At 37.4% G+C, this 15,007-nt stretch carries 12 protein-coding genes; 7 read left to right on the top strand and 5 right to left on the bottom strand.

Annotated features, from left to right (window positions below):
- Positions 1-101: 101 nt before the first annotated feature.
- Positions 102-1,949 (bottom strand): chloride channel protein, encoded by a 1,848-nt coding sequence (locus ACODR7_RS17370; protein ID WP_488840983.1) that lies wholly within the window; start codon positions 1,947-1,949, stop codon positions 102-104.
- A 909-nt stretch (positions 1,950-2,858) separates the two neighbouring features.
- Between ACODR7_RS17370 and ACODR7_RS17365 the strand changes: the two genes are divergently transcribed.
- Positions 2,859-3,029, top strand: a complete 171-nt coding sequence (locus ACODR7_RS17365) for a hypothetical protein (protein WP_488840980.1) — start codon at positions 2,859-2,861, stop codon at positions 3,027-3,029.
- Between the two features lie 256 nt (positions 3,030-3,285).
- Here ACODR7_RS17365 and ACODR7_RS17360 read toward each other — a convergent pair whose 3' ends face one another.
- On the bottom strand, positions 3,286-3,603 hold the full coding sequence (locus ACODR7_RS17360) for a DMT family transporter (protein ID WP_488840979.1): 318 nt from the start codon (positions 3,601-3,603) through the stop codon (positions 3,286-3,288).
- A 232-nt stretch (positions 3,604-3,835) separates the two neighbouring features.
- Between ACODR7_RS17360 and mug the strand changes: the two genes are divergently transcribed.
- Positions 3,836-4,339 carry a G/U mismatch-specific DNA glycosylase gene (gene mug / locus ACODR7_RS17355; RefSeq protein ID WP_488840977.1) on the top strand — a complete coding sequence of 168 codons (504 nt, stop codon included), beginning with the start codon at positions 3,836-3,838 and terminating at the stop codon, positions 4,337-4,339.
- Between the two features lie 3 nt (positions 4,340-4,342).
- Here the strand turns inward: mug and ACODR7_RS17350 are convergent, their stop codons facing one another.
- The 3 genes from ACODR7_RS17350 to ACODR7_RS17340 form a co-directional block, all read right to left on the bottom strand.
- On the bottom strand, positions 4,343-4,948 hold the full coding sequence (locus ACODR7_RS17350; protein ID WP_488840975.1) for a DNA-3-methyladenine glycosylase: 606 nt from the start codon (positions 4,946-4,948) through the stop codon (positions 4,343-4,345).
- A gap of 281 nt (positions 4,949-5,229) precedes the next feature.
- Positions 5,230-7,401, bottom strand: coding sequence for a S9 family peptidase (locus ACODR7_RS17345; RefSeq protein WP_488840973.1), 2,172 nt, complete (start codon positions 7,399-7,401; stop codon positions 5,230-5,232).
- A 14-nt stretch (positions 7,402-7,415) separates the two neighbouring features.
- A complete protein-coding gene (locus ACODR7_RS17340) occupies positions 7,416-8,810 on the bottom strand; it encodes an aminopeptidase P family protein (protein WP_488840971.1) in 1,395 nt (464 codons plus the stop codon).
- A 188-nt stretch (positions 8,811-8,998) separates the two neighbouring features.
- Between ACODR7_RS17340 and ACODR7_RS17335 the strand changes: the two genes are divergently transcribed.
- The 5 genes from ACODR7_RS17335 (at position 8,999) to ACODR7_RS17315 (ending at position 14,652) form a co-directional block, all read left to right on the top strand.
- Complete coding sequence (locus ACODR7_RS17335) at positions 8,999-9,880, top strand: AraC family transcriptional regulator (RefSeq protein WP_488840969.1); 882 nt, start codon at positions 8,999-9,001, stop codon at positions 9,878-9,880.
- A gap of 92 nt (positions 9,881-9,972) precedes the next feature.
- Positions 9,973-10,896, top strand: coding sequence for a dihydrodipicolinate synthase family protein (locus ACODR7_RS17330; protein ID WP_488840967.1), 924 nt, complete (start codon positions 9,973-9,975; stop codon positions 10,894-10,896).
- A complete protein-coding gene (locus ACODR7_RS17325; RefSeq protein ID WP_488840966.1) occupies positions 10,893-12,383 on the top strand; it encodes an aldehyde dehydrogenase (NADP(+)) in 1,491 nt (496 codons plus the stop codon). Before ACODR7_RS17330 ends, ACODR7_RS17325 begins: the two co-directional genes overlap by 4 nt.
- A complete protein-coding gene (locus ACODR7_RS17320; protein ID WP_488840964.1) occupies positions 12,380-13,378 on the top strand; it encodes a 4-hydroxyproline epimerase in 999 nt (332 codons plus the stop codon). The genes ACODR7_RS17325 and ACODR7_RS17320 overlap by 4 nt, the downstream gene beginning before the upstream one ends.
- 8 nt (positions 13,379-13,386) lie before the next feature.
- Positions 13,387-14,652, top strand: a complete 1,266-nt coding sequence (locus ACODR7_RS17315) for an NAD(P)/FAD-dependent oxidoreductase (RefSeq protein ID WP_488840962.1) — start codon at positions 13,387-13,389, stop codon at positions 14,650-14,652.
- Positions 14,653-15,007: the final 355 nt, after the last annotated feature.

Genomic DNA, 15,007 nt, shown 5'->3' with positions numbered 1-15,007 from the left:
TAAAGATATAGCCAAAGCTTACAAAATCTTTAAAGATGTGTCCACACGATAGTCCAGAGGATGGGAATTCAGGTTTCCGGTTGTCATTTTTGCTTTTAATATTAATCAGAATATTCTTTCAGAAGCTGTCTGTAGCTCATTAATATAGATGATTTTGAGATAAATCCGATGAAACTATTGGTATCATTCACAACCGGCAGATTCCATACACCTGTATCATCAAAAGTCTGAAGGATATCCAACGGTTTATTTTCTCTATGAAGAATTGCTGGCGGAGCTTTCATGATCTGAGCTACCGTCTGGGATGTTTCCATTTCTTTGTTAAAAAGATAAGGTCTTATATCATCTAACGTAAGAACTCCTCTCAGTTTTCTGTTTTCATCCACCACGGCGAAAATATTTTTATCACCATTCTTTACCATTTCAAACAGTTCAGTAACAGAGGCGTTTTCATTAATGGTCTGAGAATATTTGTCAATAAAATCTTCAGTTCTTAATGCGAAAAGAAGGTTTTTGTCATGTTTATTCGTGAAAATCTTTCCTTCATCCGCTAAGGATTTTAATTCCGGTGAAATCGGGGAGAACCATTTTGCAATGAGATAGGATATGATGGAAACAATCATCAGAGGAATAAACAAATCATATCCGAAACTTGATTCTGCGATCAGAAAAATAGCGGTAAGAGGAGCATATAAAACACCGCTCATTGCACCGGCCATTCCTACAAGGACAAGATTAGTCATCGGAACATCTGTAAAACCAATATGCTGGCAAACCAATGCAAACAGATACCCCAAAGTTCCTCCTGCAAAAAGGGAAGGGGCAAAGTTGCCACCATTTCCACCACTGAATATGGTAAATGAAGTGGCAAATGCCTTTAAAAGTAATACCAGAACCAGAAAAATAATAATGGTCCAGTCTCCGATCTCAAAATATCTGAAAAAACTGTTTTCAATAATAGAGTAGGTGTTTCCGTTGGTAAAGGCCTTTACAGTCTCATAGCCTTCCCCGAATAAAGGAGGAAAAAGAACACATAGCAGAGAAAGCACAGCTCCCCCAAACATCGCTTTACGAAGTCTCGAAAGCTGAAGCCCTTTTATAAAATGCTCCACTTTTTGAGAAATAATGACAAAATAACGGGCATACAACCCTGTAACAATTCCTAAAATAAGATAATACGGAACATTTTTATAGTTGAACGGATCTCTGGTATAAAACCTGAAAAGCACGTCTTCCTGAAGCAAAATCCTAGACAAAAGACTTCCACAGACCGCAGCAACAACCAAAGGAATAAAATCCGTGAAGACCACACCTGTTAAAAGGATTTCAAAGGCAAACATAATCCCGGCAATAGGAGCATTGAAAGCAGATGCAATCCCTGCAGTAGCACCGGCAGCCAGCAACAAAGTACGTTCTTTGTAGCTAAGTCTATAGGTTTGTGCATAATTGGAGCCAATAGCAGCTCCGGTAACCGCAATAGGACTTTCTAATCCGGCAGAGCCTCCCAATCCAACGGTAACCGCACTTTGTATCACCTGAGAATACATTTTAACAGAGGCTACGATACTGGAATTCTGTGCAATTTCGTATAAAATAGCTCCGATACCTTTACGATCCTGACCTTTAAATAGTGTCAGAACGATCATCGTAGTAAGAACAATTCCCAAAAATGGAAAAACAATATAAAATAATATCTGATATTCAAAATGAACTTTATTGGTAATGAAATAATGAATATTGTGTACCAGCGTTTTCAGAATAACCCCTGCCAGACCAGCTGTACAGCCTACCAGAATTCCGGAAAGAACAAGAAACTGATTTCTGCTGAGCCTGTTGTTCAGCCAATGCAGGATAAGCTCATAACTGCGTGCTTTTTCCAGTCCGTATTTCTGGAAATCTCTTTTAAATTTAAGGAAGCTAAGGTACTTTTTTTTGTTGTGAATTTTCACCTTGGAAATATTTTACACTATCATCAGATTGATAAAGCAGCGTAAATTTATGAAATATATCACAAAAAACCTTTTTTTGAAACTGTTGAATTGTTCTATAGATTCTATTATTGTAACTTATCTTTTAATCTAAAAGAAATTCATTGTTTATCTTTACTTTTAGTAAGTTTTAATTTATTAAAGAGAAATGAATAAAATTCATAAATTTCAGGCATTTGCTGTTTCAAAATATGGAACAAAATACCCATTGAAGCTGAATCTATTATTATACAGCTTGAAGAAGACATTGAAATTTCGCTTATTCCTTCTTATTCCGTTTTTCAGGAAAAACTAACGCTTGCTACCGGATCAGCCATTCAGGGGAGAGGAGATGGAGGAACTCAACTTATCATAGAGCCTGGAGCTGCGAATGTAATTCATACTATTCTAAAGAAATTCTGATTTCATAAAATCCGTAATAGAGCCATTTCTCTGTATACAGACTCGGTAAAACATTTTTAGCTAAAAATATTCATGGCAAAGAGCTGGAAGAATTTATTAAGAAAAACCTTACTCAGAATTAGTACAAATAATTTTTCTGAATATAATATAAAAGAGTGGTAAGTTAATTTTACCACTCTGTTTTAATTGAAAAGAAGCATTTGTGTATTAGAATCTTATTATAATCATTCAATGTATCTTATAAAGACAGATTAATGATTATGAGGGAATCCATTATTATATCTAATCTGAATGTAAATATACTAAATTGCATTCATTAAATCACAAACTTTTGAAATATTAAAAAGATTTAATATTCCATTGAAATTCCTTTCTGGAATTTATACTGAACAAAACTTATATGCCTTTTTAAAAGTAGTTGATATACAAAATAGTCCGTGTTTGCTTTTGTACTTTAATTTTGGTTCTATGAAAAAGAGTTTCTACCTTCGTTGGGCACTTTCAGTGATATTACTGATGCATAGTGTGATGTCTATTTTCAGTGGAGATGTCATTAATTTTGGGCATCTTTTTCTGGATACTATATTATATTCCGGAAGTTTACCCAGACTTTTACTGGTTCAGGTATCAGTTTCCTGATTTCCAATGGCAGATAAGGCTTCATAATACCCTTATGCTGGAATTCGGTTATTTTTGGGTTAAAATTCCGTTAGCATATTCCTTGCTGTACGTATATGAAAAGATTGATCTTAAACTTGTTTTTAAATATATTCTCTATATTTTCATTGTCATAGCAGCTGTTCTGGGTCACCGGTTTTTAACGCATAGAGCTTTAGGAGCGAGATTGAAACCTCGTTTTCAACAAGCCCGTCAAAAATTCTTTGAATTTTCTTGTTTAAAATAGTTTAAGACCGATAATCCCTGCAACAATCAGTAATGCAGAAAGCAGTCGTAAAATACTGGCTGAATCCTGAAAAAAGAGAATTCCCACCAATAGGGTTCCTACAGCACCTATTCCCGTCCAGACAGCATATGCCGTTCCTATAGGGATACTTTTTTGAGCATACCAGAGAAATCCACCGCTAACGGCCATACACAGAATGGAAAAAATAATCCAGCTCCATTTATTATTTTCTGGCTGTTGAGATAACTTAAGCCCTAAAGGCCATCCAATCTCAAAAATTCCTGCAATAATTAATGCAATCCAGTTCATACTATTGATTTTAATGATATTGAGAATGAGAATCTATTAAGGAGAACTCATTTCTATTATGAGACAAAATTACCGTTGTCAATTTATATTCAATCATATAAACTAAGTGATCCGGTAAAAAAAAGGGATAGAATGTCTTTAACAGAGGATGAAACGCTTCATATAATAAAATCGAATCTGAATAATATAAATATTGATACCTTTATGCCACCAGAAGTAACTTACTATCATTATGCTTACAGACATTATTTCAACTCATCTTAACGTTATTTTTTGTGGAATCAATCCCGGTTTAAAATCATCCAATGACGGGTATCATTTTTCCGGTGGGAGTAACCGTTTCTGGAAAGTATTGCATCAATCAGGGTTTACACCCTACAGAATAGAAGCTGTCAATGATGCTTCTCTTTTGGATTTCGGATATGGACTGACGACAGCTGTGGCTAGAGCGACCTCCCGTGCAGATGAACTTTCAAAGGAAGAATTTGATGAATCTCTTGAAAGTTTTAAATTAAAAATAACGAAATATCAACCGAAATATATTGCATTTCTTGGCAAAGCAGCTTACAGGGCTTTTTCTAAAAAGAAAGAAATTTTATGGGGAGAACAGCCTGAGGATTTCTGTGGTGTAAAAGTCTGGGTCTTGCCCAATACCAGTGGTCTGAACCGGGGTTTTTCTCTTGACAGTCTGGTGATGTACTATAAAGAGTTTTATCATTCAGTCCATGAATCCTGATATTTAGACTTTATTGGGTTTGCTCACATATCTGTTTCCTTTCACAAAAAAACGCCAGGGCAAAAGCGCATCTTCCTGTGCGTAGGCAACCCCTATACGAGGACCAGCAATGATTTCATCCGGAGTATATGAAATACTATGATCTTCAATCCAGATTTCATGGCCGTTCAGCTCTTTTCTGTTAAAGGAACGGTCAATACCTAAGGCTTTGGCAGCTGATCCCGGACCTGCGGAAATGGCAGGTTTTGAAGCAGGCATATTTCTCCTCTTTTCCATGATTTCTTTACCAACTAAAGGTTCAACAGCTCTTATCAGTACTGCATGAGGCTCATCTTCCACGGATGTTACTATATTGAAAAGATGATGAATTCCATAACATAAATACACATAAGAAATTCCGCCATGGCTGTAGAGCGTTTCAGTACGGTCTGTACGTCTGCCACCGTAGGCATGGGAAGCTTTATCATTTACTCCAAAATAAGCTTCAGTTTCTATAATGATTCCGGCTGTTTTTTCATCATTGATTTCTGTAAAAAGTACTTTTCCCAAAAGATCCTGAGCCAAAAATAGAACATCTGGATTAGAGTAATAGGAGAGTGGAAGTTTCATGAATGTTTTAGAAATTATTCACTCAAATTTAATGATAATCTTGTAAAAATAGAAGAATCTGAAAGTGAAATCAAAAAAAGATACCACAAAAATTCACATTTCATAAAATAGTGATTAATTTGGCACATCCATTGTTCTTTTGTATGTACATCATTCACACCACTATAAAAATTATAGGTTTTGACACTTATTTTCCCTGGAGTAATCCGGGGAATTTTGTATTGGTAACCCAATGTATTGAAAATAAAAAAAGTCCCGCATCACTGTGAGACTTTCATTCTTTATTTTGCTCCCGGAGGGCAGTGTTCTTTCAGGTATTTTGTAAACATTGTTGCCAGATGCAGCGATGTTCCTTCACCTTCATCAATAGAGTGGGTACGGTTAGGATAAGACATCAGCTGGAACTGTTTGTTGTATTTTACCAGTTCGTTGATGTACACTTCCGTATTTTGATAATGTACATTGTCATCACCTGTTCCATGAACCAACAGAAGATTCCCCTTTAAATTTTTAGCATAAGCCAGTGGAGAACCATTCACAAAGTCTTCTCTGTTTTCCTGTGGAAGCCCCATATAACGTTCCTGATAAATATTGTCATAGAATAGCTGATTGGCAACGGGTGCAATAGCAATTCCTGTCTGGTAAATATCAGGATACTGCCCCAAAAGGTTGAGGGTAGAAGAACCTCCACCGCTCCAGCCCCATACAGCCACTCTTGAAGTATCAATATAAGGCCATTTTGCGAATAAAGCTTTGGCTCCCATTGCCTGGTCACGAATGTTCAGCCTGCCTATTTTACGGTAGATGGATTTTCTCCATTCGCGCCCTTTTGGTGCCGGTGTTCCACGGTTTTCAAGGGACACGTATAAATAGCCGTCTTCCGCCATATCACCTGTATATAAATAATTCCAGCCTGTATAGAAACCGTCTATAACGGTTTGCATTGCAGGCTCTCCATAGACTGTGAAAACAATGGGATATTTTTTATTTGGATCAAAGTTTTTAGGTTTTACCACCCAGCCATCTAAGGTAATTCCATCCTCTGTAGTCACCTGGAAAAATTCAGCTTTAGATTTTGCAGGATCTGCTTTTACCGATCTTTTGGCAGCTACAAGCTCTTTATGCTCAGGAAGTGATATTACCCTACCTGTAGAAAATGAATTCACACTGTTATTCATAAACATAGCGATTTTTCCATTAGGTGATATCGTATATTCATTCGACCCAGCATAGGACTCAGGAGTTACTTTCTGTGCTTTTCCTCCTTTCATGCTTACTTTATACAGATATTTTTGAGTTGCATTATTCGGTGAAGCCAAAAAATAAATTTGCTTGTTCTGAACATCAAAAAATTCCGGTTTTATAACATCGAAAGCATCTTTTGTAATCAATGTTTCTTTACCGTTCATATCTATTTTGTAAATATGTCTCCATCCGTCTTTCTCAGAGAGCCACAAGAATTCCTTACCATTTTCAATCCAATCCCAGCCACTTGGATCATTGTCGTTCCAGCGGGATTTTATATCAATCCATGCGGCATCTGTTTCCGTATGAATGGTTTTACTGCTTCCGGAATTAGCATCTGCAATGATAATTTTACTTTGATTCTGCTTTCTGTTCAGTTGCTGCAGGATGATGGATTTAGAATCCAGAACCCATTCCATTCTAGGAATATAGTTTTGTACTTCATCTCCTTGAATATTAGCTTTTTTTGAAGATTGAGAAGCAAGATCATAAAACCAGATACTGCATCCTGAAGGGTTTTCACCGGCTTTCGGATATTCTACGGGAATGGTGAATGAATAAAGACTATCTGTATTATTGATCATCAGGAAATTTTTCGTACCACGTGCATCCAGTTTCCAGTAGGCAATTTTACTTCCGTCAGGAGACCATCGGAAACCATCCTGAGCACCAAATTCCTCTTCATATACCCAGTCAAAAGTACCATTAATCATTCCATCTGTACCATCTGTGGTAATCTTAGTCTGCTGATTGCCGGCAAGATCTTCAACATACAGGTTATGCTTAGACACGTAAGCAACTTTTTTTCCATCCGGAGAATATTTTGCAAACATCAGTGAAGAAGTGGGTAATCCTTTTCCCAGTTGGGTAAGCTTTTTAGTATTTTTATCAAAAATCCAGTAATCTCCACGGGTATTATCTCTCCATACTTTCCTGGTATTGGCAAAAAGTAATAAACTATTCCCGTCAGGAGAAACCTGAAAACTTTGTACCTGTAATGCTTCAGAGCTTCCGGCAGGAATCAGTTCGCTACTGCTTAAAAGTGTCTGATCTTTTCCGGGATGCAATACATCAACAATTTCAACCCCTTTTTTAGTAAATGAATAATAAGCATTGCCATCAGAAGTCCATTGTGTTTTCTGTGCCGCCAAAGGTGACAAACACAGGAAATACAATGCAATAGCTGTTAGTTTTTTTATGTTCTTCATAAATAGTATTTGAATTAAGCTAAATGCTCAGCTCTGTAATTTTCAATGTCTTCAACCGACTTAATCAATCCGTTGCCCAAAAGTCTGTAATTGTCATCTGTAATCAGGAAATCATCTTCCACACGGATTCCTCCGAAATTCCTGTATTCATTTACTTTATCATAATTAATAAAGTCTGCATTCCTTTTTTCAGTCTGCCAGATGTCAATCAGCTCCGGAATCATATAGATACCAGGTTCAACCGTAACTACAAAACCGGATTCCAAAGCTTTTCCTAAACGTAAAGATTTCAATCCGAATGTTTTGGTATCTTTTGGCTCTTCCTCGGTATAGCCAATATATTGTTCTCCAAGATCTTCCATATCATGTACATCAAGCCCCATCATATGACCCAGTCCGCACTGAAAGAACAGCGTATGAGCATGGTTTTTTACAGCATCTTCAGGATTTCCTTTCATCAGTCCAAGATCAATAAGACCTTCTACCAGATACTGTGCTGCTTTCAGATGAATATCTTTAAATCGTACTCCCGGTTTCAAAAGATTCTGAGCTTGATTAAAAGCATTCAGAACCACTTCGTACATATCTTTTTGCTTCGTTGTAAAAGTTTTGCCTACAGGAAATGTTCTGGTAAGATCACCTGCATATCCCATTGCTGTTTCTGCTCCTGAATCATTCAGGAAAAGATCTCCATCTTTCATTGTATTAAGACGATAATGATTATGCAGAATACCTCCGTTGATCGTCACAATAGGAGGATAAGACATCTGACATTCTTTATTAGCAGCAAGGTATTGGATGGCATTGGCAATTTCATATTCTTTCATCCCGGGTTGAGTGAGGCGCATTGCCAGCAAATGCATTTCATTGGATACATTTACGGCCTCTTCTATCTGTACAATTTCCTGAGGTTCTTTAATGGAACGCTGTTTTACAATCGCTCTGATCATTTCTACAGAAGGTTGTAATTCTCCTATTTTAATCCCAAGAAGATCTCCCAGTAAAATTTTATTGGAAGACTGATAAGGAGGAAGGTAATGAACTTTTCTGCCGGAAGTCTGTGCTTTTACTATATATTGGGCAAGTTCTGCATATGGCTGTGTTTCCTGTACACCGGATTTCAAACTTTTCTCTTTCAGTGTTTCCTGTCTGCCCATCCACACGATGTCATCAATACTCAGTTCATCTCCGAAAACGATGGTCTTATTTTCATCAATATCGATAATGGCAGCAATACGAGGTTCCTGGATTCCGAAATAGTATAAATAGGTACTGTCCTGACGGAAATAATAAGGATTATGTTCAAAGTTCACAGGATTTTCAATATTTCCCAGAAATAATAAGATTCCGTTAGATACACTTTTCTCTAATATTGCTCGTCTGTCTTGGTAAGTTTGTGCTGAAAACATATATTATGAATACTTTTTATTTTAAAAGTTTAAAGTTACGATTTTGTACTATTTATAACTCTTTATTCATTAAAAATTAAGATTCTGTAAAATTTGGATTTTAATATGATATTCAATGTTCATATTTTGTTTAACTTCAGCAATATTTTAACCTAACGAGTAGAGTATTCCAATAAAGTACTGATATTATGAAGAGTCTCCAGTTTTCTGTTCCTGCCGATACTAACAAAAGTATCCGCATCCAGGAAGATATTATGCCTAATTTCTATCCTTATTTCCATCGTCATACAGAAACACAGATTATGTGGATTCTTAAAGGGCATGGAACATTGGCTATAGAGCAGAATCTTTTTAATTTTGAAGCAGGTGACATTTTTTATCTGGGCGCCAATCAATCCCATGTTTTCCGGGGTAATTTTGAAAAAGATGAAAAGCAGAAGGTTCATTCCATCTCTATTTTCTTTGATCCTCATAAGAAGATTTCCGCCTTTTTCGTCTTACCGGAATTTGAGGAACTTAAAAACTTCATCAGTCATTCAGAAACAGGTTTCCAGGTGGCTTCCAAACTCACAAAAAGCATCGGAGAAAATATTGCTGCATTACAAAAGACTAAAGGAGTAGATCAGATCATAGATTTTATCAGAATTCTAAATCATCTTATGCAAAACAGACATTTGCATATTCCGTTATCTTCAGAAAAGAAGCTGCCTAATCATATTTCCGATACAGACCAAAGAATTATAGATGCCCAGAATTTTATTAAGAAAAATTTCGCGCAGAATAAACTTACCCTCGACCTTATTGCGAAAGAAGCCTGTATGACTCCTCAGGCTTTTTGCCGCTCTTTTAAAAAACGTACCCGCATTACTTATATTGAATATCTCAATGAACTTCGTGTGCAAAGAGCCTGCAAACTTCTGACAGCCAGCAGCATGTATAGCATTTCTTCTGTTGCTTTCAATAGTGGATTCAATAGCCTTACCAATTTTAACAGGGTTTTCAAGTCCATTATGAAATATTCGCCTAAAGAATACCTGAAGCATTATAAAGAGGCTACAATAGAGCAATAAAAAACAATATGTTAAAATACGGTTAGAACATATTAAAATATTAACATTTACCGTTTTGAAATTCTGCTAGTTTTGGATAAATATTATTTTATATGAGTACAAAACTAAACTGGGAAGGTATTTATCCCGCTGTATTAACGCCTTTTACAAAAGAAGGTGAGATAGACTTTGAAATGTTTGCCATCAATACGGAAGCACAGATTAAAGCTGGCGTTCATGGAATTATCCTCGCTGGCACATTGGGAGAAGCCAGCGCTTTGGAAACAGAAGAAAAATTTGAACTGCTGAAATATGCAAAAAAGATAACACAGGGTAGAATTCCTGTTATTCTTAACCTTTCTGAAAATACAACTAAAAATGCAGTTAACTTTGCCCAGAAAGCCAAAGAATTGGGTGCAGACGGACTGATGCTTCTTCCTCCGATGCGCTATAAAGCAGACAGCCATGAAGTTGTTGAATATTTCAAAGCAGTCGCTTCTGCTACAGATCTTCCTATTCTTATCTATAACAATCCCGTAGATTATGGAATATATGTTACCCTTGAAATGTTTGAGGAACTTATTGAATTTCCAACCATTCAGGCCGTTAAAGAATCGACAAGAGATCTGGCGAATGTAACCAGAATGATTAACCGCTTTGGAAAAAGAATCAAAATTCTAGGAGGGGTAGATACGATTTGTCTGGAAACCCTGATGCTTGGAGCAGACGGTCTTGTGGCAGGTCTTGTAGATGCTTTTCCTAACGAAACTATGGCCATGTACAACTATGTTAAAACAGGCGAATATGACAAAGCTGTAGCCATCTACAGATGGTTTATGCCGTTGCTGGAACTTGACATTCACCCTAAACTAATTCAGTATATTAAGCTGGCAGCAACAGCAGAAGGAATAAGCAGTCCTTATGTGAGAGCTCCACGTCTTGAACTTCATGGAAAAGAAGCGGAAAAGATTCAAAAAATTATTGAAGAAGGTATAGCTAAACGTCCGTTACTATTAACTCCGGAAAAACAATTATGATTGAAGAAGCATCAACACAAAATATTGACAGAAGAATTCAAATGGCTGTTGAAGCCTTTCAGTTCCTGAAGAATACCACCATCAATGAACGGGCTGAATTTATGAATGCTGTTGCGGATCAGATTGAAGCTTTGGGAGATGAGCTTTTAACAGTCGCTCATTCCGAAACGTCATTACCATTAGCCAGACTTACCGGTGAAAAGGCCAGAACTGCGGGACAATGGAGAAGCTATGCAAAAGCAGTATCTGCCGGAATCTATACAGAAGCCAGAATTGATCTTCCTCAGCCTGAAAAGCAAAAAGGAGATCTCCGGAAATACAATGTAGGCATTGGACCTGTAGTCGTTTTCGGAGCCAGTAATTTTCCTTTTGCATTTTCTACAGCGGGTGGTGATACTGCGAGTGCAATTGGGGCAGGCTGTCCTGTCATTATAAAAGCACATCCGGCACATCCACAGACTTCACAGATAATGGCTGATGTTATAACTGCAACTGTTAAAGCTTTCGGATGGCCCGAAGGAATTTTTAGCCATATTACCGGAACATCTTACGAGATTGGCACTTATCTGACCCAGCATCCGGATATCCGGGCTGTTGCATTTACCGGCTCTTTCAATGGTGGAAAAGCTTTGTTTGATATTGCCAACCGCCGTGATAATCCTATTCCGGTATTTGCAGAAATGGGAAGTATTAATCCTGTATTTGCCCTGCAATACTTGCTTGAAACCAAAGCAGAAGCATTAGCGAAGGAATATATTGCTTCTTTAACGCTGGGAGTAGGGCAATTTTGTACCAATCCGGGAGTATTTATTGCATTGAAAGGGAAGCCGCTTGACCGTTTTATCGGGGCATTAAAAGAGGAAATTCAAAATGTTGCTCCTGCCAATATGCTTCATAAAGGTATATTTGAAAGCTTCGAGAGAAATAAAAATACAGCGATAGCACAACCAGATGTTGAGTTAATTGCATCAGCACATACAGAAACAGAAGGCTCGTATGGAAGAGCTTCAGTGATAACAACCAGTGCCAGTAACTTCATGAATAATCCGGTATTAAGTGAAGAAGTCTTTGGTCCGTTTGGTATTGTTGTAGCATGTGAAACTGACGAAGAGCTTAGGAAAATTGCTCAACAGTTAAAAGGACAATTAACTATTACTATTGCAGCTACCAATGAAGACGTACGTGATAATAGTAAACTGATCAATCTTCTTAAAGATAAATGCGGAAGATTATTATTCAACGGAATGCCTACAGGAGTAGAAGTTGTGTATGGCATGCAGCATGGAGGGCCGTTTCCTTCTACTACCGATTCACGTTTTACCTCCGTAGGACCGGATGCCGTCAAACGCTTTGTTCGTCCAATTTCTTTCCAGAACTGGCCGGATGAATTTCTACCCGAAGAATTAAAAAACAGCAACCCATTACAAATCAGCAGAATGGTGGATGGAGTAATGAATTCAGAATCATTAAATTTACAGACCACATGAACAGAACATTTTTTTGTATAGATTCACACACCTGTGGATGTCCTGTACGTCTTGTTGCGGGAGGTGCACCCATTTTAAAAGGGAATTCCATGATGGAACGCAGGCTACATTTCATGCAAGAATACGACTGGATTAGAAAAGGATTAATGTTTGAACCCCGCGGTCATGACATGATGAGCGGAAGTATTCTGTATCCTCCTGTAGATGAAAATAACGATATCGGGGTTTTATATATTGAAACCAGCGGATGTCTTCCCATGTGCGGACACGGAACCATCGGAACGGTTACCATTGCCATTGAAGAAGGTCTTGTTGTTCCCAAAATTCCTGGAAAATTACGACTGGAAACGCCTGCAGGGCTTATCCTTATAGATTATGTACAGGAAGGAAAAAAAGTAAAGTCTGTAAAACTGACCAATGTAAAATCTTTCCTATATGCTGAAAACCTGGAAGTTGAATGTCCGGATCTTGGAGTAATAAGAGCCGATGTAGCTTATGGCGGGAACTTCTATGCCATTATAGATCCTCAGGAAAACTTCAGAGATATTTCTGATTTTACGGCCAGCCAGCTCATCCATTATGGAAAACTTATCAGAAAATTACTCAATGAAAAATATCAGTTCATCCATCCTGAAATAGAACATATTACCGGATTAAGTCATATTCAGTGGACAGGTAAACCTACTGATCCTAAAGCCAGCGGAAGAAATGCGGTGTTGGTAGGCGAAAATGCCTTAGACCGTTCACCATGTGGTACAGGAACATCTGCAAGAATGGCTCAGTGGTATGCTAAGGGAAAACTGAAGGAAGGGGAAGAATTTATTCATGAAAGCTATATCGGTTCTCAGTTTATCGGGAGAATTGAAGAAGCCACAACTATTGATGGAAGAGCCGCGATTGTTCCGTCAGTAGAAGGCTGGGCAAGAATTACGGGGTACAATCATATTATCATTGATGATGAAGATCCTTATTGGCAGGGATTTCAGGTTATGTAAATAAATATATGACACAAAATAAAGGAAAAGCACTTATTATCGGTGCAGGAATAGCAGGATTAAGTTCAGCTTATTATCTTTTACAAAAAGGCTGGCAGGTGGAGATTCTTGAACAGAATGACCTTACCGACAACTGTTCTTATGGCAATGCAGGAATGATTGTACCCAGCCATTTTACACCATTGGCAGCTCCGGGAGTTGTTGCACAGGGAATACGATGGATGTTTGATAGTAAAAGTCCGTTTTATGTAAAGCCCTCACTCAATTCCAACCTGATATCCTGGGGATTGAAGTTTCTGAAACATTCCAACCAGAAACATGTTGATCATTCTGCAGCTGCCATCAGGGATCTTAACCTGGCAAGCAGCAGACTTTATAATGAGATTGCACAAAAAGATGAATTTGATTTTGAACTTCATCAAAATGGCATTTTAATGCTTTATAAAACAGAGAAAGTTGCAGAAGAGGAGACAGAATTGGCTCATAAAGCAATTAAGATGGGTTTACCCGTTGATATTCTGGATAAAAAGGGAATTCAGAAGCTCGAACCCAATACCCGATTGGATGTTATCGGAGGCGTCAATTATAAATGTGACGGGCATATGAATCCCATGAAACTGATGAAACAAATGATCTCTTATCTTAAAAATAATGGCGTAATTTTTCATCCCCATCACAAAGTAACAGGTTTTGAAACTTTTGGAAACCATATTAAGGCTGTCATTGCCAATGATAAGCAGTTTACCGCAGACAGGTTTATCATGACGGGAGGTTCATTCTTACCTGAACTTGCTCAAAAAGCAGGTATTAAAATTCAATTAATGCCTGGGAAAGGATATTCATTCATGCACAAGCCAGAAAACCCACTCAATACATTGGAACATGCTGCCTTATTACTTGAAGCGAGAGTTGCAGTTACCCCTATGAACGGGCATATCCGCTTTGGCGGAACGATGGAACTGGCATCCCACCAGGATAAAATTAATATGAGAAGAGTAGAAGGAATTGTTAGGTCTATTCCTGGCTATTTGCCGGATTTCCAGGTTAAAATACCCAAAGAATCTGAAATCTGGTTTGGATACAGACCCTGTGCTCCGGACGGGCTTCCTTATTTAGGTCAATCTTCCAAATTGAACAATCTGATTATTGCGGGAGGCGGTGGAATGATGGGGTTAAGTCTCGGGCCTATTTTCGGGAAAACAGTTTCAGAGCTTGCCAATGAAGAAAAACCAACTGCTGATATCAGAATTTTTAATCCGGAACGATTTAGTTAAAAAACATCACATAACACACAAAATTATTATTTATGAAAACACGAACTCTTGCAATGCATCCTATTATGAAGATTGCATTTTTTATCGGGTTCTTATTTTGCTATCCCTGTGAAAGCAAAAAATTAGAACCATTGGAGCCATCCCAAACAAATTCCAAAGCTGTATCTGAAAGCGCTAAAAAATTAGAAATGTTTCTTACAAAACATCTTATTAATGATATAACGTTTAAAAACTAAGATTATATAGAGGCAATCAAAACATTTTTAAGCCCAAAACAATTTGATTATTCAAATAATATATTAACACACAAATCCAAAAAACCATGAAATTTAAATCATTATTAATTATGTCCCTA

Source organism: Chryseobacterium sp. FG46, from assembly GCF_057809135.1.
This window is presented reverse-complemented; position numbering and strand designations above follow the sequence as displayed.

Coding starts and splice junctions, on each gene's coding strand:
- ACODR7_RS17315 (WP_488840962.1), top strand. CDS start 13,387: ATGACACAAAATAAAGGAAAAGCACTTATTATCGGTGCAGGAATAGCA.
- ACODR7_RS17325 (WP_488840966.1), top strand. CDS start 10,893: ATGATTGAAGAAGCATCAACACAAAATATTGACAGAAGAATTCAAATG.
- ACODR7_RS17345 (WP_488840973.1), bottom strand. CDS start 7,401: ATGAAGAACATAAAAAAACTAACAGCTATTGCATTGTATTTCCTGTGT.
- ACODR7_RS17350 (WP_488840975.1), bottom strand. CDS start 4,948: ATGAAACTTCCACTCTCCTATTACTCTAATCCAGATGTTCTATTTTTG.
- ACODR7_RS17360 (WP_488840979.1), bottom strand. CDS start 3,603: ATGAACTGGATTGCATTAATTATTGCAGGAATTTTTGAGATTGGATGG.
- ACODR7_RS17330 (WP_488840967.1), top strand. CDS start 9,973: ATGAGTACAAAACTAAACTGGGAAGGTATTTATCCCGCTGTATTAACG.
- ACODR7_RS17320 (WP_488840964.1), top strand. CDS start 12,380: ATGAACAGAACATTTTTTTGTATAGATTCACACACCTGTGGATGTCCT.
- ACODR7_RS17365 (WP_488840980.1), top strand. CDS start 2,859: ATGAAAAAGAGTTTCTACCTTCGTTGGGCACTTTCAGTGATATTACTG.
- mug (WP_488840977.1), top strand. CDS start 3,836: ATGCTTACAGACATTATTTCAACTCATCTTAACGTTATTTTTTGTGGA.
- ACODR7_RS17340 (WP_488840971.1), bottom strand. CDS start 8,810: ATGTTTTCAGCACAAACTTACCAAGACAGACGAGCAATATTAGAGAAA.
- ACODR7_RS17335 (WP_488840969.1), top strand. CDS start 8,999: ATGAAGAGTCTCCAGTTTTCTGTTCCTGCCGATACTAACAAAAGTATC.